The sequence below is a fragment of the Abyssisolibacter sp. ZYX002 genome, assembly GCF_056892235.1.
Genome location: NZ_JARMXH010000004.1, coordinates 129,461 through 150,244, shown reverse-complemented (window position 1 = coordinate 150,244; position 20,784 = coordinate 129,461). Strand labels below are relative to the sequence as shown.

Annotated in this window: 14 protein-coding genes; 3 read left to right on the top strand and 11 right to left on the bottom strand. The window is 29.2% G+C overall.

Annotated features, from left to right (window positions below; genetic code table 11):
* Positions 1–61 precede the first annotated feature (61 nt).
* Positions 62–1,441, top strand: a complete 1,380-nt coding sequence (locus P3X86_RS13240; RefSeq protein WP_483293175.1) for an alanine/glycine:cation symporter family protein — start codon at positions 62–64, stop codon at positions 1,439–1,441.
* 124 nt (positions 1,442–1,565) lie between these two features.
* Here the strand turns inward: P3X86_RS13240 and P3X86_RS13235 are convergent, their stop codons facing one another.
* Positions 1,566–2,648, bottom strand: coding sequence for an amidase domain-containing protein (locus tag P3X86_RS13235; RefSeq protein ID WP_483293174.1), 1,083 nt, complete (start codon positions 2,646–2,648; stop codon positions 1,566–1,568).
* A gap of 22 nt (positions 2,649–2,670) precedes the next feature.
* The gene (gene cwlD, locus P3X86_RS13230) at positions 2,671–3,399 is read right to left on the bottom strand and encodes an N-acetylmuramoyl-L-alanine amidase CwlD (protein WP_483293173.1); all 729 of its coding nucleotides are present in this window, start codon (positions 3,397–3,399) and stop codon (positions 2,671–2,673) included.
* A 303-nt stretch (positions 3,400–3,702) separates the two neighbouring features.
* Here cwlD and P3X86_RS13225 point away from each other — a divergent pair, with 303 nt between their 5' ends.
* Positions 3,703–4,053 (top strand): RidA family protein, encoded by a 351-nt coding sequence (locus P3X86_RS13225; RefSeq protein WP_483293172.1) that lies wholly within the window; start codon positions 3,703–3,705, stop codon positions 4,051–4,053.
* Between the two features lie 1,025 nt (positions 4,054–5,078).
* Positions 5,079–6,206, top strand: a complete 1,128-nt coding sequence (locus P3X86_RS13220; protein ID WP_483293171.1) for a YibE/F family protein — start codon at positions 5,079–5,081, stop codon at positions 6,204–6,206.
* 31 nt (positions 6,207–6,237) lie between these two features.
* On the opposite strand, the gene P3X86_RS13215 is transcribed toward P3X86_RS13220, so the two are convergent.
* From P3X86_RS13215 to treC, 9 genes are all read right to left on the bottom strand, one after another.
* Positions 6,238–8,148, bottom strand: a complete 1,911-nt coding sequence (locus P3X86_RS13215) for an FtsX-like permease family protein (RefSeq protein WP_483293170.1) — start codon at positions 8,146–8,148, stop codon at positions 6,238–6,240.
* A gap of 72 nt (positions 8,149–8,220) precedes the next feature.
* A complete protein-coding gene (locus tag P3X86_RS13210; protein WP_483293169.1) occupies positions 8,221–8,958 on the bottom strand; it encodes an ABC transporter ATP-binding protein in 738 nt (245 codons plus the stop codon).
* A 413-nt stretch (positions 8,959–9,371) separates the two neighbouring features.
* The gene (locus P3X86_RS13205; RefSeq protein ID WP_483293168.1) at positions 9,372–11,426 is read right to left on the bottom strand and encodes a 5'-nucleotidase C-terminal domain-containing protein; all 2,055 of its coding nucleotides are present in this window, start codon (positions 11,424–11,426) and stop codon (positions 9,372–9,374) included.
* Between the two features lie 307 nt (positions 11,427–11,733).
* Positions 11,734–12,909 carry a MalY/PatB family protein gene (locus P3X86_RS13200; RefSeq protein ID WP_483293167.1) on the bottom strand — a complete coding sequence of 392 codons (1,176 nt, stop codon included), beginning with the start codon at positions 12,907–12,909 and terminating at the stop codon, positions 11,734–11,736.
* 103 nt (positions 12,910–13,012) lie between these two features.
* Positions 13,013–15,094: a WG repeat-containing protein gene (locus P3X86_RS13195; protein ID WP_483293166.1), complete on the bottom strand. Its 2,082-nt coding sequence runs from the start codon at positions 15,092–15,094 to the stop codon at positions 13,013–13,015.
* A 121-nt stretch (positions 15,095–15,215) separates the two neighbouring features.
* Positions 15,216–15,908 (bottom strand): RluA family pseudouridine synthase, encoded by a 693-nt coding sequence (locus P3X86_RS13190; protein ID WP_483293165.1) that lies wholly within the window; start codon positions 15,906–15,908, stop codon positions 15,216–15,218.
* Positions 15,909–15,975: 67 nt separating this feature from the next.
* Positions 15,976–17,916, bottom strand: a complete 1,941-nt coding sequence (locus tag P3X86_RS13185) for a WG repeat-containing protein (protein ID WP_483293164.1) — start codon at positions 17,914–17,916, stop codon at positions 15,976–15,978.
* A 360-nt stretch (positions 17,917–18,276) separates the two neighbouring features.
* On the bottom strand, positions 18,277–18,999 hold the full coding sequence (treR, locus tag P3X86_RS13180; RefSeq protein ID WP_483293163.1) for a trehalose operon repressor: 723 nt from the start codon (positions 18,997–18,999) through the stop codon (positions 18,277–18,279).
* Between the two features lie 30 nt (positions 19,000–19,029).
* The gene (gene treC, locus P3X86_RS13175) at positions 19,030–20,694 is read right to left on the bottom strand and encodes an alpha,alpha-phosphotrehalase (protein ID WP_483293162.1); all 1,665 of its coding nucleotides are present in this window, start codon (positions 20,692–20,694) and stop codon (positions 19,030–19,032) included.
* Positions 20,695–20,784: the final 90 nt, after the last annotated feature.

Here is a 20,784-nt window from a genome sequence, read left to right as displayed (position 1 = left end):
AATTATTTAACTAGTTTTTTATAATACTATAACTAATAAATAAACATATTGGAGGTAAGAAATGGCAAAATTCGAAGCAATAGTAAAAGTAATAAGTGATTTTGCATGGGGACCATTTATGATTGTCCTCTTAGTTGGAACCGGTATCCTACTAAGTTTTGGAACTAGATTTATTCAATTTAGGAAACTAGGTTATGCATTTAAATTGCTTTTTTCTAAAGATATAAATGGAGACGGAGACATAACCCCTTTCCAATCTCTTATGACGTCTCTAGCTGCTACTATAGGTACTGGTAATATTGCAGGTGTGGCTTCTGCTATTGCTGCTGGTGGACCTGGTGCAGTATTTTGGATGTGGTTTACCGCTGCTTTTGGAGGCGCTACAAAATATTCCGAAGCCTTATTAGCTCTCAAATACAGAATTACAAACGAAAAAAATGAAAAATCAGGTGGTCCTATGTACTATCTGAAATATGGTTTAGCAGATAACTATGGCGAAAGAGCAGGTAAATTTGGTTCAATAATAGGATGGTGCTTTGCTCTCTTTGGTTTATTTGCATCATTTGGTATTGGAAATATGGCTCAAGCAAACTCTGTAGCAACTTCTTTAAATGTAACCTTTGGTATTAGCCCAAAAATAGCTGGATTGGGCATTGCAGTTGCTACTGGCTTAGTAATTATAGGTGGTATTAAAAGCATAGGAAATGTTACTGATAAAATAGTTCCTATAATGGCTATCTCTTATATTTTAGGTGCTAGCGCCGTATTAATACTTCATGCTGACAAAATAATAACTGCATTTTCAATGATTTTTACTAATGCTTTTTCTAGTAAAGCTGTAACTGGTGGTCTTATAGGCACCGTTATACGATATGGAGTTGCTCGAGGTGTATTTTCTAATGAGGCTGGACTAGGTAGTGCAGCTATTGCACACGCAGCCTCAAGTAATGATGATCCTGTTTCTCAAGGAATCATAGGTTCTCTTGGCTCATTCATAGATACTCTTATAATTTGTACAATGACTGCCCTAGTTATATTAGTGTCGGGCTTAGTTAACATAGATGCTTCTGGATCAATGACTATAACAGACAATCTTACTTCTTCAGCACTTACTACCACAGCCTTTAGTGAAACTTTACCTAACGTTGGTGGATATATAGTGTCTTTAGGTTTGATGTTCTTTGCTTTTTCTACTATACTTGGGTGGTATTACTATGGATCAAAATGCTTGGAATACATAGCTGGCTTAAAAGCTGTTAGTATATATAAAATCGTATTTATTGTATTGTGTTACATTGGCTCTTTAGGTTCTATAGATATAGTATGGAGTTTATCCGACACTTTTAACGGATTAATGGCTATTCCCAACTTAATCGGTTTAGTTTTATTAAGTGGTTTTGTTTTTAAAATGACTAAATCTTACGAATCAAAAAACTTATAACATAATTTAAAATCGCACCCACTTTAGAGTAACGATTTTAAAATAGGCCCCTTTGGATTGTTTCAAAATTGATGAGTTGACTTGTTGTAATACATCATATTTTGATTCAATCTTTTTTTATTGCCTACAAGTAGTTCACCTTCAATAACTTAAAAATAGTTTTATTGCTATCCCATCCTAAATCCCAAGGAACTCTATACATATCAATCCCATGACTACTTATTAAAGGATAACCTTTTGCATCAGCTCCTACCACCATTGCAATATGTTCAATTTTATTATCTATAATATAGACTATTATATCTGCTGGGTCTAATTTATATACTGATTTATATATTTCTTGGTACTTACCTTCTTTTATTTGCAAAGCTTTTCCATTATAAACTAAATATTTAATAAACGCGTCTTTATCTCCCCATGCATTACTTGCTTTAATATCATAGTTCCAAACCTCATCCTTTTGAAAACCTCCTTTTTCGTATAACGCTTGGGATAAAAAATTCGCGCAATCTTCTTTTAACCTGACATATTTATTATTGTACTGATTAGTTACTTTATAAGCAGAACCACAATATCTATTCACATATCCTACTACTGCTATATTCTTGTCATTTAGGTTTGTAAAACTTCTCATTTTTTGTTCATTAATAATCGTTGTAATCTTCTTATCTTTAAAGACTTCCTTTAGGTCATATTGAGCATTACTTTTTTCTTTTGTTATCTTATAGTTATCATTGCTCTTTTCTAATTCTAGAATATTAGAAGTTCCTATTCTCATACAGTCTACATCATTAGGTGTATCTTTATAGCTATAATAATATTTCGTGCACATTGAAAAATCTATGATTAATTTTTTATCTTTATACTTTATGTTATGTAATAATATTTCTGATTTAATATCATTGTAATTTATCCCTTGCTTTTCAGCCCATTCATGCCAATAGTTAATTTTTCTCACTTCATTGTCATATGCATATTTTCCATCACTTATATGTACATTGTATATATCTCTTATTAAACTCTTATCATAATAAACTAGTGCATCATTTTTATTTATTACAATATATTCAAGTATTTGATACAATTCAGCTTGACCAACTGTGTTTTTGGTACATTTATCGTATTTATATAGAGTAATACACACTAAACACACACATAGAAATACTACTCCAAGCCTAAATAGCTTTATCCTTAATATATTTGTCATATCCATCCCCTTTTTGTTTAAACTAAATCTCTTTATCAATTATTTCATCAAAATAATTGATTAACCCTATATAAATAGACCATGCAATTTTTTCTTGATAACTTTCTGCCTGCAATAATTTTTCTTCTCTAGGGTTTGATAAGAATCCACATTCTACTAATACAGATGGTGCTTTTACTTGCTTGAGTAAATATATAGAACTTCTAGGTTGAGGTAGTCTTTTATTATTGTTATCTAATACTCTTTTTAGTTCTTTCTGGACTATATTCGCTAATACTTTACTATTTTCACATCTGCTTTTATAAAATACTTGTGCCCCATGAGAACTGGATTGAGAAAAGCTATTTAGATGAATACTCACAAACGCATCTGGGTTACTATTGTTTATTAATATTCTTCTCTTTCTCATATCTTCATTTTTTCTTTGTCTTATTGTTTTTGATTTATCTGTATCTAATCCTTTATCTGTTTCTCTAGTCATGACAACTCTTCCACCTGCTTGTTCTACAAGTCTTCTTATTCTAAGACATATCTGAAGGTTGATTTTATCTTCTGTTATTCCTGTTCTACCTGATGCTCCAGGGTCAAACCCTCCATGTCCAGGATCTATAGCTATCACTTTTCCTATTATTGGCGAAAATGCAGTGATAGTATCTTCCTCTTTGTTAAAACTTATAAACCCTGTGACTATAAGGCATACTAATAGTATAATCAGTCCCATGCTTTTTTTCTTAATAACTATAATCCTCATATTTTCCTCCTATACTTCATATTACTATGATATTACCCTACACTATGATATTATGCTTACAACTTAAATAACATTTGATAAAATAAATACTTTTTATTATAATAGTTAAGAATATACCTGAAATATCCGTGGAACTTTGATGCAAATGTTGTAGTTTCAAATTACAATGTTTCAGCATTTTTAAAAGCGTACTTGGTAGTACGATGAAAAAGTGATGGAAGTATTGTAATTAGAAGGATGCAATATAGTTATTAATTTTCTTTGAATAATTCAGGTACAATAACAATTAAAGGAGTGCTAATAATGGAAATCAAAAGATACGAAGGTACAGGCAGGATGAGTCGTGCTGTTGTTCATAATAACACTGTATATTTATGTGGTCAAACATGTGGTGATGCTGATAAAGATATAAAAGCACAAACTACAGCAGTTCTTAAAAAAGTAGAAGATTTATTGAGTAAATATGGTTCAGATAAATATAATATTCTATCTACAACAATCTATTTAAAAGATATATCATTGTTTAGCCAAATGAATGAGGTATGGGATGCATGGGTAGTTGATGGACATGAGCCAGCTAGAGCTTGTGTAGAAGCTAAAATGGCTAGAGATACTATATTGGTTGAAATGTCAGTTGTAGCTGCTGTTAAATAACTTGTAATTATAAAAAGCTTAACTAAAAAAGAGTTAAGCTTTTATTTTTATTAATTTAGCAAGGTATTAACCCAGGACGACCTGGATCACATATAGCCCATACTTCATCCATCTTACATCTTGGATATGGGTCATGAATTGGATACTTGATAAATCTCTTTAAAGTCATTAATACACCTCCTTATTTTATTTAATTTTCCGACTACAAAAAACTAACCTGTTCTGGTAAACACAAATAAAGAACGTACTTTGGACAAAGTGGATGGTTTTTGTTATATGCATAATTTCTAAACTTAGATAAACACATAATTCATACCTCCTCATCCATAATCTATCTGTATTTATTATATCACACGCTTGTATTTTTTTGTAATTTTTGTTAATGTTTTAATTTGCATGTTGCATATATATGGACAATCTAAGTAAAATCTTATAACTGTTTTAGAAATAACTATTTAAATTATAGTAAATCTCTAATAAAAAATAATCATTGGATATCTAGACTACTATATATTTTACAACAATATACAAAAAGAGAGCAAAATTTAATTATTTATACTCTCTTTTTATTAGGACTTTTTATCCCTTTAATTTTTTGTTAAACCTAATATGGTCCCCAACCATTATGTCCTGGTTCACATATAAAAATCATCTTTAATTTACTACATCCTCGACTAGAAAGGCTAGAGTAATTAGCAAATTTCTTTAATGTCATTAAGTTCACCCCCTTATATTTAAAATTTTTTCATGGTATTATAAAAAACTAACCTGCTATGGTAAACACAAGTATAGTACATACTTGGGACAAAGAGGATAATCCTTAGCAGGCACATCGTTTTTATGCTCCTGTTAAACATTAAATTACGATAATTATTTCTATTTATATACATTATATCATATTATTTATTGTTTTTGTAGTTTTTTGTATTATTTATAAATTATTTCATTTGCATTATTAGACAATAATCATAAAACACTATATAATTATTTTAGTACTTAACTTTAATATTAATGGAGGAATGCAAGTGAAGTCTTGGATAAAAAATAATATCTTAGCTATTATAGTTTTATGTTTAATACCAATAATTATATTTTTTTCACCCGTAACAGGCAATAAAAAGAATATTCCTAAATATTTTAATCAAGTCTTTGAAAAAGGTGTTGTCGTTTCTGTTCTTGAAGAGAGCTTAGAACCTGATGAAGCTCTTTCAAATAGAATGAATGGCAAACAAGTCCTTAAGGTCAAAATCTTGAGTGGTACATATAAGGGCAATACATATGAATCAACTAATCTTTTATCTCGTAGTCATAATGTCCTTGCTAAAGAAGGTACTAAAATTGTAGTGGGAATACGTGAAACTGAGAAAGGTCCTCAGATATGGGTATATAACTATAGACGTGAACTAACTGTTTACTTTATTATCGGTATATTTCTAATATTGCTAATTATACTTGGTGGTATGAAAGGGTTAAAATCTGCTATCTCATTATTATTTACTGGAACTATTATTATCTTTATATTAATACCGCAGTTATTTAGCGGCAGAAGCGCTATTCTAACAACTATTATATTAATGTCAATATCTGTTATAATATCATTTGTTTTAATTAGTGACTGGAATAAAAAAACCTTAGCTTCTATACTAGGTACTATAGGAGGTATAATCATAGCTGGATTAATCTCATATATCGCTGGTCGTATGACTCATTTATCTGGTATTAACATGAGAGAAGGTGAACAGCTTGCTTATATGGTATCAGGCTATGGGATTGATATCTCTGGTCTTATGTTCTCCGCGATATTGATTTCTTCAATCGGGGCTGTAATGGATGTAGCTATGAGTATCTCTTCTTCTATCTCAGAAATACATCTACACAACCCTAGCTTAAGTAGGAAATCACTTTTTAAATCTGGTATGAATGTAGGAAAAGATATCATGGGAACCATGTCAAATACTTTGATACTAGCATTTGCAGGTGGATCTCTTACAACAATGATGCTAATGTACGGTTATCAATTACAAACTATACAGTTCTTAAACTTACAGGAAGTAGCTATTGAAATGATTCAAGGTTTCTCTGGAAGTATAGGTATAGTACTAACTGTTCCACTTACTGCTTTTATTATGACTAGGTTTGTTTCTGAAAAGTAAATGATTCAGGTTAATTTATAAGACGCTAATTTTATTTAAACTCTTTTATAATTCTTTTATAGTACATTTTAAAGTATAGTTTATATACTATTGAATGTATTATAAATAATAAGACTGATGTAATAATAGCATAAAAAACACCTATCTTTCCATATCCATACGTGTAATTAGTGTAATATGCATAAAAAATATTTATTATTATTGCATATAAAAATGATATATTATATATTATCTTTATTTTATGATATATCATTTTTTTTACTTCTATTTCTCTTATTCCTATCCTGTATAAACTAATATATTTTATTTTTTCACTATTATACTCCATTTTTAATTTAAAATGAATCATTATTATTGCTGCCAGATACAAAAGGAAACTCGTATAAATAATATTAAAAATTAAAAAATTAGAACTTTTTAAAGCTTTCTTGTACTCATCAATTCTTGAACTTATTCTATAAAAATGGTCTTCCTTTTCAATGTTATTCTTTTTTAATTGCTTGTCATATATCTCATTAACTATCGTCTCTGAATTCTTCCAGTCATTAAAATTATACATATGTAATTTACCTTTTATATAAAAATTAGTATCATTTGATATAATCCATTCAAAATCCTCTTTGTTAACTAAAAGTATATAGTTTGATATGCAATTTATTCTCCCAAATAAAGGATCAATGATACTATCTTGTAAAACAAATTTCATTGTAGCTTCATCATACTCAATGTTTATATTTGAGATATTGTAATCAACATTATGTTCATATCCATCATTCATATCATATGGATGTACATATATAAATGAATTGCTTTTTATGCTATAATTTTTATTTATTAGTTTATTTACATCTTCAATACAAAATATTGTATAAGTATTATCTCTTACAAATCTAACAGTATTTTTTATAGTTATGCTATTATTGTTTTTCTTTATAATAGCTTCAATCTCGTTATTAGATAAAGGTCTAACGTAATCATTTATTTCAGTATAAACCATGTGAAACGGATGGTACGTAATAGCGTTATTTGTAAAATTCGGGTAAGTAATTAATCCAAATGATATCATAAACAAAACTGCAAAAAATATCCAAGTAGTCATAAAGAATATTTTTTTATTTTTACCATAATAGTACCTGATATCTGAAAATACAAAAATGTTCCTTACATAGCTTTTATAAGATTTGCCTTTCAAGTATTCAATTAATGCTTCTCCATTAAAAAATATTAGAAAAGACCCTATAATATTAGCTAATAAACTTATAAACCATATGTTGCTATTTATGTGATAAAAGACAATCATTATAATAAAACCAACAATTACAAAAGTAATTCCTGCAAAAACAAACCCTATGTTATGATGCATTCCACTTTCAGCTTTTTCAGTATATCTTATTTTCTCGTATATTGACCTTTTAATCATAGCATATACATTAATAATTAATGATATCAAAAATATAACTATAACATATATTGTTGTTAATCTGTATGCTGATATAGATATCGTAATTTTGATATTTTCAATCCCTATTACATCACTTATAAATAGTAGAAAAAACAATGATAAAAATGTTCCTATCACTAGCCCAATTATTAATGAAACTACACATAATATCAAATTTTCCAATAAAACATTATTTCTTACCTCTCTTTCTGTCATCCCAAGAGATAATAAAATCCCATAATCTTTTTGTCTTGATTTAATAAAAATCCTTTGTGAATAAGGAATAAACATACCCGCAAATATTAATATCAAATAAGTCGGAGCGTAAATATTGCTAGATATCATTGGATCGACAATAGATGCATCCATAAATTCGTTATTTTCTAATATTGATATAAAGCTATATAAAATAGCTATTGTAGATAAATTACATAAAATAAATAATTTATATTTTTTTACATCTGCTTTAAATATCTTTATTAAAATTTTAGAAATAGTCATAATTAATCTTGTATAACACTTATTATTATACATTCCTTTCTAATAATCTTACAATCAAAACCTTTTTACATATTAAAATTTTGCATTATTTATAATATCATCAAAAAATTTAGTTTTATCACCTTTTTTATGTATCTCTCTAACAATTAAACCATCTTGTAAAAAAACTATCCTATCGCAATAACTTGCAGAAAAGGGATCATGTGTTACCATAAGTATACTTGCATTACACTCTTCATGTAATAACTCAAAGTATGATAAAACTTTTTTAGAAGACCTTGAATCTAGATTTCCTGTCGGTTCATCAGCAAATATTATCTTAGGATTATTTACAATAGCACGACATATTGCTACTCTTTGCTGTTGTCCTCCAGATATTTCATACGGATATCTTTCCATTATTTCTCCTATCCCTAGCATATTAGCAAAATCAACAACCACATTGTCCTGATTAATTTCATATTTCTTATCTAAAATTAATGGTATAATAATATTTTCTTTTACAGTTAAGCTATTAAGTAAATTGAAGTCCTGAAACACCATTCCAATATTATTTCTTCTAAATAAAGATAATTCATTCCTTTTCATCTTACATATATTGTTGCCCCATATGTTTATTTCTCCTTCATCACACTTGTCAATTCCAGAAGCCACATTTAACAAAGTTGTTTTTCCACTTCCTGATGTGCCCATAACACCAACAAACTCATTATTTTTTAGCGTCAAATTTATATCTTTTAATGCTACCTGATTAATTCTATTATTTGTACGATATTTTTTTGATACGTTTTTTATTTCTAAAACATCCACACTATCAAATCCTTTGCTTTAGTAATTGAAATTCTCAAAAGTAAGGGGTTCTTGTTATACCATTATATCACAGGTCACTTCTAAAAGTTTACTCCATGGAATATAATCTACAAATTATACATATTATGCAACGATTTTAACTCTGTACTTAGGTATAATATTTTATTATATAAATTTTTCAAATAAAAAAAGGATTACCTAATTAAACTGTGTAATCCTTTCAGACCGTAGACAAAAGCCCAATTTCTGCGTTGTTGTTAAAATTTCCGTTGCTCACTTACTTCTAAGTAAGCTATGCTAATCAATTTTAACACGCCTTGAAATTGAACTTTTACTAAAGTCTCCTATCTTGATGACTTTGTCATCAATCTAAAAGGATTACCTAATTAAACTAGGTAATCCTTTTTTTTCTTTTATTTAATTGGTATCAATAATTTCTGTCCAACTACTATCATATTTGCATTTTTGAGCTCATTGTACTTAGCTAATTCTTCCCATTTAAGTCCGAATTTCTTAGCTATTTTCCAAAGTCTATCTCCCTTCTCTACTGTATATGAGTTAGGATTTATTTTAACTGCAGGTTCAACTATTTTTTGTTCCTTGATAGGCACTTTAATTATCTCTTGTTCTTTTGGTGGTTTATTTTTTGGAGCATTTTTATCTACAATTTTTCCTTCTTTTATTAACTCGTTAACATTAAGTGATTTGATATTTTTTGTTCTTCCATCTTCTGAAGTAGGTATTTTTATCTTTCCTTCCTTCACTAACTTAAATACTTCTTCTTTATATGGACTTTCTAAGTTAACACCAACTATTTTCCAGTTGTTATCCACGGTAGGAACTAAAGCTCCTTTTTTAACTTCTTTTGTGTAACGGATGATTAACTCACGAATTCTTCCACCATCTTGGTACTCTTCATAAGCATCATAGTATTTATCTTCACTTTTTATAAGTTTTAAGCTCTTTAATGTACCAAAACGATAGTTATTAACTGCAAGCTTGTAAACTTTCTTAGGGTCTAAGTCTTTTCCTTTTATTTTTACATTCTTGATTCTGCTATCTTTTGGCTGGCTTAAATCTATATCATAGTTAAGTCCTGAGAACATATCATAATTATAGCCTCTTACCTCTGGGTTAAAGCTAATTGTAATATCGCCTTCTTTTATTGTGTTATAATAACTAGCTGACCACTCCATATATTTTAGAAGATTTTCACCTGTTATGTTAACACCCATAAGCGTATTATCGTATTTATATATATATGCCACGTCTTTCTTTTTGAAATCTCCTGCTTTTAGGTTTGACCCAAAGTTAAACAATGCCGCTGAACTAACATCAGATTTTGCATAATGCATTTGAACTTCATTTATTAAATCTATTACTGCTGTGTCTTGTATTTGTGCAGTAGGCATAGTTGTTATTTTATCATCACCTGTAATATAGTCTGGCGATTGTATAAAGTCAGCTTCTATTTTTCCTACAACTTTATTAGCATCCTCTATAGATTTATCATGTACATTTTTATAATCTTTTAATATTGTTTCATCTTCTTTTATTTTGTATGTCTCTAAATTTTCACCAGTTACTTCTTTTACTACCCATTTGTCATTTTCTTTGTTTAATTTAACTTGTACTTTCGCTAATGCCCATCCATATTTCTTAGGCTCTACTATTCTAACACCATTTACTTCTTCGTTAACAGCCGAGTGAGCATGTCCAGCTAATATAGCATCAAACTCAGGACAGGCCTGTGCTACTTCTCTAACACCTTCATATCCATGCTCGCCGTCTGGACCGATATGATAAGCACCTACTAATACATCATATTTACCTTCTAATTCTTTTATAACTTTTTTAGTTTCTTCTAAAACTGGTTTAAATTCTAATCCTTTAAAATGTGACGGAGTGCTTGCTTCCCAAACTGGCACATATGGTGGTACCATACCTATAACAGCAACTCTAACACCATCAACTTCAAAAATCTTATATGCATCTATGTACCTTTTATTAGTACCTTCTTTATAAATGTTAGCTGATAGTACAGCTCCTTTAAATCCTTTGATATTCTTTTCTACTATATCTAATCCAAAATTAAACTCATGATTCCCTATTGCCCATACATCGTATTTCATATCGTTCATAACTTCTATCATAGGATGTACTGGAAGATCGTGAAATAATGATGCACTATTATCTTGTATTGTATCTCCACAGTCTATTAAAAGTGCGTTTGGATCTTTTTCACGTTCTTGCTTTACTAAAGTCTTTATCTTTGCAAGACCCGCATCGCTATCAACTGAATCTGTTGCATAGTTATAAGCATATATACGCCCATGCAAGTCAGCTGTTTGTAAAATTGTAACAGTTTTTCCCTCTGACTCAGTCGCAAAAACACTGTTCATTGGAGCCATGATAAGTAATGTTATAGCTAATATAAACATCATGGCTTTTAATTGCTTTTTACCCATGTTTTAACACTCCTTCTTTAATTAGTTTCCTCTATATTATATTATAAAAGATTTTTTTATACAATAAAAACCCCATAAATTACAGCTTTAAAAGTCATCATAAAAATAATCTGAGGCTTCAAATTCAAAACTTTATCTAAAGAAAGATAATCAATAAATCCTACACGACATTAAAATAGCTTTTTTATCATTATTACAATTGGAATAACGGATGATTCTCCGAGTTAGAATAATGTTTTTTTATTGTTTCCATACAAAAAACAAAGAGTCATACTCTAAAGCATGACCCTAATTTATCGCTAAATTACTAACCTATTACATTCTGTATCCTAATCAAAGCATCTTCTAATATTTCTCTTGGACATGCAAAGTTTATTCTTGCAAAACCTTCGCCACCTTTTCCAAACCAATGTCCACTGTCTAATCCAACTTTCGCTTTATTTATGAGTATATCATCTAATAACTCTGTGTTTTCTGTGATACTTCTGAAATCCAACCATCCTAGATAAGTTCCCTCTGGCTTTGTAAATTTAACTTTCGGCATCTTTTCTTTAATAAATCTATCGATAAATCTGACATTATCCTCTAAATATTGGGTTACATTTTCAAGCCATTCTTCGCCATAGTTATATGCAGCTATTATTGCTTCTATCCCAAATGTATTTGCTGATTCTAGTGAATTACGCACCAATTGGTGTATATAGTTATTACGTATTTTTTCATTTGGTATTATAACATTTGATGTTTTTAGCCCTGCTATATTAAATGTTTTACTAGGAGCTGTACATGTAATACTGTTTTGTGCAAATTCATCTGAAATACTTGCAAAAGGTATATGTTTATGTCCTTTATATATTAAATCCCTGTGGATTTCATCTGATATTATAATTACATCATTCTCTATACATATTTCTCCTAATTTTATAAGCTCTTCTCTAGACCATACTCTACCTACTGGATTATGTGGATTACATAAAATCATCATTTTGACATATGGATTTTTAGCCTTTTCTTTTAAATCATCAAAATCTATGATGTACTTATCATCTTTTTGAATTAACTGATTATGTTCGATTTGGCATCCATTGTTCAATATTGCTTCTCCAAATGGATAGTAAACTGGATTTTGGATTATTATTTTATCACCCGGCTTACAAAATGCTTGCACACATTGGTTTACCGCTGTTACTATCCCTGGAGTAAACACTATCCATTCTTTTTTTACATCCCAGTTATGCCTTCTTTTATTCCAATTTATAACTGCATTATGAAAGTTATCTTCTATAAATGCATAACCAAAAATACCATGTTTAGCTCTGTTGATGATAGCATCAATTACAGGCTGTGGACATTTAAAATCCATGTCTGCAACCCATAGCGGAAGTAAATCACTTCTACCGAATTGTTCTTTCAAAAATGTAGTATCCCATTTTACTGAATATGTATTATTTCTTTCTATTATTTCATTTAAATTATACTTCATATATACTTCTCCTTTTAGTTAAATTTACTCTTTGTCTAAATCTTTGCAATTTATTACTATTTGTTAAAGCAGTTAAACTGCATCATACTGACTTAGATTATTTTTAATATGGACATTCCACCTCATGTTTAATTCTGTTCCCCCAGTGTAGTGGTTCATTTATCCTAGTTATTTTCCAAACTCCATTTATTAATTTAAATTTTATCTCATAATCATCAAAGCAAAGTATATTATCTGATGTAACATACCCTCTATCTCCAGATGGCAACTGTACTTTTATCCATTTCTTATCTTGGTTATATACTATAAAATATAAGCATTTTACACTTTCATTACTTAGTTGATTTATAACCTCCGCGTTTATATCTGGCTTTTGATATATGTCTACTTTTTCTTTTATAAGAACTTTGCCCTCTTGCTCTTTATCATATAAAAAAGGAAAATTAAACCCTTTGCTCTCCTTATCTTCTACTCCACCAAGTTTTATATTATTCATTATTGCTTCCCATTCGTACCATCTGAAGTTTTTTGTATCAGAATCAAGAAAATGTTCTACGCAATCATCTTTCTCATCAATAAAATAACGCCCTGACCCATACAACCTCACAACAATACTATCGTCTATATGATTAGTTATAAACTCTTTATCTTTCTGACTTATTGCCTTGAATAATTGTTCTTTAAACTTCTTAAATGATTCTGATTTATCAGATTCATCAACTGGATTGATAACAACTTTTTCATATGTCTCTGTATCCTTCCAATCTACCTTGCCATTTTTGTATAAAATACCTTTTTTACCCCCTATTTTCACAATAGCTTTACCATCCTTAAAAGGAGTATACTCATCATACTCAGGCTCAATAATCATCTTACCTGTTTTATCTACAAATCCCCATTCTCCTAATACTTTTACTGCAAAAACATCTTCTAAAGCATATTCTATATCATCATATTTATAGCCAGTTATGTTTTTACCTTGAGGATTTATTAATGCATGTTTACTATTTTTCTCTGCAATCGAATATCCATCAAATTCATCATGATGTCGAACATTATATACACTATCTGCATCCAATGTAGTTATGTTTTCTCCTTTTGCATTTAATAATGAATATTTATCATTAATTTTTACTATAGCATAGTTTGAATTAAAAACACTTGCTTCGTCGAAAACGAATCCAGTTATGTTTTTTCCTTTTTTATCTATGTATCCATATTTACCGTTTTTCCTTACTATAGCATAGTCTGAATTAAATTCACTTGCTCCATCGAATATGAACTCAGTTATTTTTTTACCTTTTTTATCTATGTATCCATATTTACTGTTCATCATTGCTATAGCATAGTCATTTGTAAAATTCTCACTATAGTCAAACTGACAATCTATCACTTGTTTTCCAAATTCGTCAATGTATCCATATTTATCGTTCTCTCTTACCCTTGCTAATCCTCCCCTAAAAGGATTAACATCATCGTATATTTGTGATGTTATACGTATCCCTTGCTTGTTAACATACCCCCACTTATCTTCTTTTTTAAAAGCTATACAGTTATCCTTAGAATCTTCTATATCATCGTACTTACATTGTAATATTATATTTCCTTTTTCATCTATCAAACCTACCTTACTATTAGCACCCACATACATACGATTATCTGAACTTTGGCGAATATAATCAAACTTATATCCTGTTAAGTTCTTTCCTTTTTTATTTATCAATGCCCACTTATTGTCTTTTTGTACTATTGCACAATATTTATTAAAATCTTTTGCATCATCAAATTCAAATCTTGTAATATTTTTGCCTTCTTTATTTATAAATGCCCATTTGTTATTCTTTTTTACTAGTGCAATACCATTATAAAAATTACGTGCATCATCAAATTTATATCCTATGACTAATTTACCTTTTGTGTTGATATATCCACATTTGTCATTACTTTTAACAAGTGCTAATCCTTCATTAAAGTTTTCACAATGGCTAAATTTAGGTTTTATAATGACATTACCAAATTGATCTTTATATCCATAAAGATTGTTTGATTCATCGTAGAAAGTATCTAATTCTATTGTATACTTCTGCTTAATAGCATTTTTTTCAGTTTTTGAATTAGCTTTAACGCTGTAGTTAATATTTGTTAATAATATTATAGTTGTTAATATAGCAAATATTTTTTTCATATTAGAACCCCTTTCTCCAATATATATTATAACAAACTCTCTTCCAAAATTATGTTAATTTTAGATTATAAATAAATTGTATTATATAATACATACTCTAATATAAAATACAACAGCTCTATTAATCAAATAATATAAACGGCATTGTTTGTGGTCTATTTAGCTGAAACTGCACTATTTTATTTGTTTTAGGATGCTTAAAAGAAAGCTCTCCTGCAAATAATGCAATCTGTGACCATGTTTTCTTTTTCGTAAATTTTTTATTATATTTTGTATCTCCCCAAAGTGGATAACCGTGATGTGATAGTTGTACTCTTATTTGATGATGCCTTCCAGTTACTAAGTTAACTTTAACTAAGCTCAACTTTCCATGTTCTTCATCATTTATACTATTTAACACTCTATACTGGAGTATAGCTTCTTTAGCTCCTTTTGTACTTTCATCTACTGCTTTGGACATATTTATGGTCTTTAACCTTTTAAGATAATCTTTTAATGTTCCTTCTTTTTGCTCTATTTCTCCACATACTGTGCAATAATATGTCTTTTTTATTTGTTTGTTTTGTATTTGCTTGTTTAGGTGACTACATGCTGATTTAGTCTTGGCAAATACCATTATTCCTCCAACTGGTCTATCTAGTCGATGTACTATAGCAATGTAAGGTTCTTTTAAGCTTTTGCTCTTTCCTATCAGACACTCTTTTATAAGCGATAACATGTCTATATCCTTAGTTTTATCTGATTGTGATGGTACTTTTGGTGGTTTTTCGACTACTATAATGTATTTATCTTCGTATAGAATATTTAGTTTCATATTTAATCCTCTTTATCAATTTTTCTATTTTATCAACGTTTACTAGCCTTTATCGTCTGAATCCAGCTCATTCAACAATATATACTTTTAATTTCCAGACACCTTTTTCTTTTACAAACATAATATTATCATCATATGTGCCTTGTACATTCTCTTTTATTACATACCCTCTTTCTCCTGTAGGTAATTGTATCTTAATCCACTTTCCCTCATCTTTTTCAATGAAACACCAACTCATCTCTCCAACTCTTAAAACACTGTAATTTTCCTTTGAGATAATTTTTGAATCTTTATTAGGTTTATCATATACACTTACATTATCATTAATACATACTACATAAGATGTCCTATCATAAAAATCTGTTTGAAGCGGTTTTAAACCATCTGGTTCTATAAATCTATCATAAACATATGGAAATATAAATTCATTTTTCTTGTTATTTATCACTCCACCTATTTTAACAATATGTTTTAAATTGCTCCAAAAAAGTGTATTTTCGTTATATAAGTGGTTTTCTAAAAATTGTGCTGAGTTTTCACAAGGACCATACATATCATCGATAACATCTTTATGTAAATGTGCTTTTATAAAATCTACATCTTTTTTATCTATAGCCTCTAAAAGTTGTTTTTTAAAGCTTTTAAAATCATCATGCTTCTCTGAGTCATCTATAGGCGTAAGTGTAGTTTTTTCATATGTCTCTACTCTTTTCCATTCGATTTCTCCTGACTTATCTAATAAGCCAATTTTACCGCCTATTCTCACTATAGCTTTTCCATCTTTAAAGCTAGCACTAGTATCAAATTGTGGCTCAAAAATTACGTTTCCTTTACTATCTATATATCCCCATTCTCCCATTTCTCCAACAACTACTAAACCATCAGAAAACTCACCAATACTATCATATTTAAACTCTGTTATGTTCTTTCCTTCTCTATTTATTAACCCGAATTTGTCATCTCTACTAACTACTGCAATCCCATCTTTAAAGCTACAAGCTCTATCATACTTAAAATCTATCACTACTTCACCATTTTCATTAATATATCCAAACTTTTTGTTCTTTTCAACTGGTGCTAAACCCTCTGAAAACTCACTAGGCATATCATATTCATAGTTTGGTATATTCTGACCTTCTTTATTTATAATTGCCCATTTATCCCCTATTTTCACAGATGCATAGCTTTGCTGAAATTTCTGACCCAAGTCAAACGTACAATCTATCACTCTCTCTCCTTTTTTATTTATGTATCCGTACTTATTATCTTTTCCAACTAATGCATAACCATCTGAAAAATCACCAATTTCATCATATTCTAGCTCCGTTATATTTTTTCCTTCTTTATTGATTAGACCCCATTTACCATCCTTGCAAACATAACCTAAGCCTTGTTGAAATTCATTAGCACTATCATATATAAATCCAGTTAAGCTTTTGTTATCTTTATTAATATACCCATATTTTTCATCTTTTCGAACTATAGCATAATTTCCTTGAAAGTCTCTAGCCCATTGATATTGCAATTCTATTACAACATCGCCGTTTTTGTCTATATATCCCCATTTATGATCTTTATTTACTACTGCATATCCTTCTGCAAATCTTTCAGCACCATCAAATTCAAAATCTACAACTACCTCACCTTTTTTGTTTATATATCCACATTTTCCATCTCTCATGACAACAGCATAATCTTCATAAAAATCATCTGCATGATCAAACTCTGCTTGTATTACGATATTTCCATATTGGTCACAATAACCATACTTACATTTTATATCATCATAATTAGCATATAAATTAATCTCGTTTTCTCTTTTGTCTTTTTCCTGTTTCTGCGTGTTTGATTCATTTTCCTGACCTTTTGTTACTTCATTTTTTTCATTTTTTTTGTCTTCCTGTAGTTTTGTTTTATTGTCAATATCCTTGTTTACATTATCAATTTTTTTTGTGCATCCCGAACATATAAGTACTGTTGCTGTTATAATCAAAAGTAACTTTTTCACAAATATACCCCCCTATTAAATCTTTAATCTCTCTTATATTGCAATGAATTTGCTATAATAAGTATAGCATATTTCAAAATTACTACAACATTAAAAGACATATATGACGAAAAACTGTCTTAGTATATCTAAGACAGTTTTAGATTGATGACAAAGTCATCAAGATAGCAGACTTTAGTAAAAGTTCAATTTCAAGGCGTGTTAAAATTGAGTAGCAGAGCTTACTTAGAGGTAAGTGAGCAACGGAAATTTTAACAACAACGCAGAAATTGGGCTTTTGTCTACGGTCTGAAACTGTCTTAGTATATCTAAGACAGTTTCTTAACAATTTTAATATTAATTCAGTTTTATGCAAAGCAATTACATTTTATTTCTTCTAGCAAAATCAACGAATTTAAATTTATCTGGTCTATGCCTAGATTCACCGTACTGAAATAGACTAATATCTTCTAAATAAACGTAACTTCTTACAACTACGACCATTTCATAGTCTTCCAACTCAAGATATTCTTTATCTTCTTGTGTTGCTTTCTTAACTGTTATCTCTTTCTTTGCAAAGCTAATCTTTAGTCCTAATTGATTTTCTAAATACTCATATATAGAATTCTCACATATCTCTTTGGTTAACAAGTCTACATATTTCCTATTAAAATAATCTTTATCTAGTATTATTCTTTTATCATTAATTTCTCTTACTCTTATAACCTTCCATACATCTTGATTGTAAGGTATCTCAAGGCGATTTGCTAAATAGTCATCAGCCTGAACTACATCTAATTCTTTAACAATTGTTTTTACTTTGGCATTCATACAACTATTTAGTTCTTTAAAACTAGTAAGTCCTGAAACGGGAAGCTTTAACTTGTTTATATCTAGTACAAATGATCCTTTTCCCTTTATTTTTTGAATGTAACCATTTCTTTCCAATAGTTCTAATGCATTTCTAATAGTAGCTCTTGACACATTATACTTTTTCATTAATTCATTTTCTGATGGTAGTTTTGTATTTGCTTTAATTTTATTGTTTTCTATGCCATTAATTAGCTCACTATATATGTTCAAGTATTTTTTATTTTTATCCATACCTCAATCACCCCAGTACAGCTAAGTTTTTTAGTATTGAATATGATACACGATTGACTCATACGGTCTTAGCTTTATGTTATTTATATTATTTGGTGAATCTTCATAATTAGACAGTAATATCTTCACTTTATACTCACCAACATTTAATACGTCTGGAAGTTTAAAAATCGTTTCTCTTGCATAGAAATTATTCACAACTAATAATTTTTCATTCTTATATTCTCTAATGTATGCAAATATATCTCTATGTTTTTTTAATATCACTTTAAACTCTCCATAAGCTATTATATCATATTCTTTTCTAAGTTTGATTAGTTTTTGATAATGATAAAATATAGAATTTGTATCTTTGAGTGAGGCGTTAACATTAATCTCTTTATAGTTGTTGTTAACTGATATCCAAGGAGTTCCATTTGTAAATCCAGCCTCTTTTTCATTGTTCCATTGCATAGGAGTACGTGAATTATCTCGAGATTTTGACTGTAATATCTTCTTTATATCTTCTTCGTATTTACCTTCATTTTTTAATATATTATGATAATTAATAGATTCTATATCTTTATATAAATCAATACTTTCAAAATTCGCATTTGTCATGCCTATTTCTTCACCTTGGTAGATATACGGTGTACCTCTGGACATGTGTATTGTTGTTGCTAACATTTTAGCAGACTCTTTACGGTATTTTGTATCATTTCCAAAACGTGATACTATTCGTGGTTGATCGTGATTACACCAAAACACCGCACTCCATCCATTACCTTTTTGCATACCTATTTGCCATTCTTCAAATATTTCTTTTAGTTTTAAAAAATCAAATTCTATCAATGTCCATTTGTCACCATCTTTGTAGTCTACTTTAAGATGATGAAAGTTAAATACCATTGATATTTCTTTCTCATTAGGATTAGAATATTTTATACAATTATCTATTGTAGTAGAAGACATTTCCCCTACTGTGACAATATCCTTATCATCTCCAAATGTGTTCTCATTTAATTCTTTTATATACTCATGGATTTTAGGTCCGTCTGTATAGAATCTACGACCGTCACCTCTAAAATCATCCTCGTATTTATATGGTTTTGAGATTAAATTTATAACATCAAATCTAAATCCTTTTACTCCCTTTTCTAACCAGAAATTCACTACACTATATAGTTCCTTTTTTACTTCTTCGTTCTCCCAGTTCAAATCTGCTTGTGTTTTATCAAATAAATGTAAATAACATTCATCTAAATCCTCGACGTATTCCCAAGCCGATCCACCAAATTTTGATACCCAATTTGTTGGACTTCTCCCATCAATGACTTCTTTGAATATATAATAATCTTTGTATTTTTGATCACCAGTGATAGCTTTTTGGAACCATTGATGCTCTGTTGACGTATGGTTAAATACCATATCTAGCATTATACCAATGTCGTGTTTTTCTGCTTCTGATACTAATAGTTCAAAATCTTTCATAGTTCCAAATCGTTTATCGATATTATAATAATCAGCAACATCATAACCATTATCTTTTTGAGGTGATATATAAAACGGTGTTAGCCAGATATAATCTACGCCTAACATCTTTAAATAATCTAGTTTTTCAGTTACACCATTCAAATCTCCAAATCCATCATTATTTGTATCTTTAAATGATTTTGGATAAATTTGATATATAACGCTTTTTCTAAAATCTTTCATACAAACTCTGCTCCTTAATATCCAATATCTATTGTTATAAATTAATTATAGAAAAATATCTAATACAGTCACTTTTAATACTAAAAAGGG

Bases quoted from the DNA above. Each gene is read 5' to 3' on its own strand.
- P3X86_RS13240 (WP_483293175.1), top strand. From the start codon at position 62: ATGGCAAAATTCGAAGCAATAGTAAAAGTAATAAGTGATTTTGCATGG.
- P3X86_RS13235 (WP_483293174.1), bottom strand. From the start codon at position 2,648: ATGACAAATATATTAAGGATAAAGCTATTTAGGCTTGGAGTAGTATTT.
- cwlD (WP_483293173.1), bottom strand. From the start codon at position 3,399: ATGAGGATTATAGTTATTAAGAAAAAAAGCATGGGACTGATTATACTA.
- P3X86_RS13225 (WP_483293172.1), top strand. From the start codon at position 3,703: ATGGAAATCAAAAGATACGAAGGTACAGGCAGGATGAGTCGTGCTGTT.
- P3X86_RS13215 (WP_483293170.1), bottom strand. From the start codon at position 8,148: ATGACTATTTCTAAAATTTTAATAAAGATATTTAAAGCAGATGTAAAA.
- P3X86_RS13205 (WP_483293168.1), bottom strand. From the start codon at position 11,426: ATGGGTAAAAAGCAATTAAAAGCCATGATGTTTATATTAGCTATAACA.
- P3X86_RS13200 (WP_483293167.1), bottom strand. From the start codon at position 12,909: ATGAAGTATAATTTAAATGAAATAATAGAAAGAAATAATACATATTCA.
- P3X86_RS13195 (WP_483293166.1), bottom strand. From the start codon at position 15,094: ATGAAAAAAATATTTGCTATATTAACAACTATAATATTATTAACAAAT.
- P3X86_RS13190 (WP_483293165.1), bottom strand. From the start codon at position 15,908: ATGAAACTAAATATTCTATACGAAGATAAATACATTATAGTAGTCGAA.
- treR (WP_483293163.1), bottom strand. From the start codon at position 18,999: ATGGATAAAAATAAAAAATACTTGAACATATATAGTGAGCTAATTAAT.
- treC (WP_483293162.1), bottom strand. From the start codon at position 20,694: ATGAAAGATTTTAGAAAAAGCGTTATATATCAAATTTATCCAAAATCA.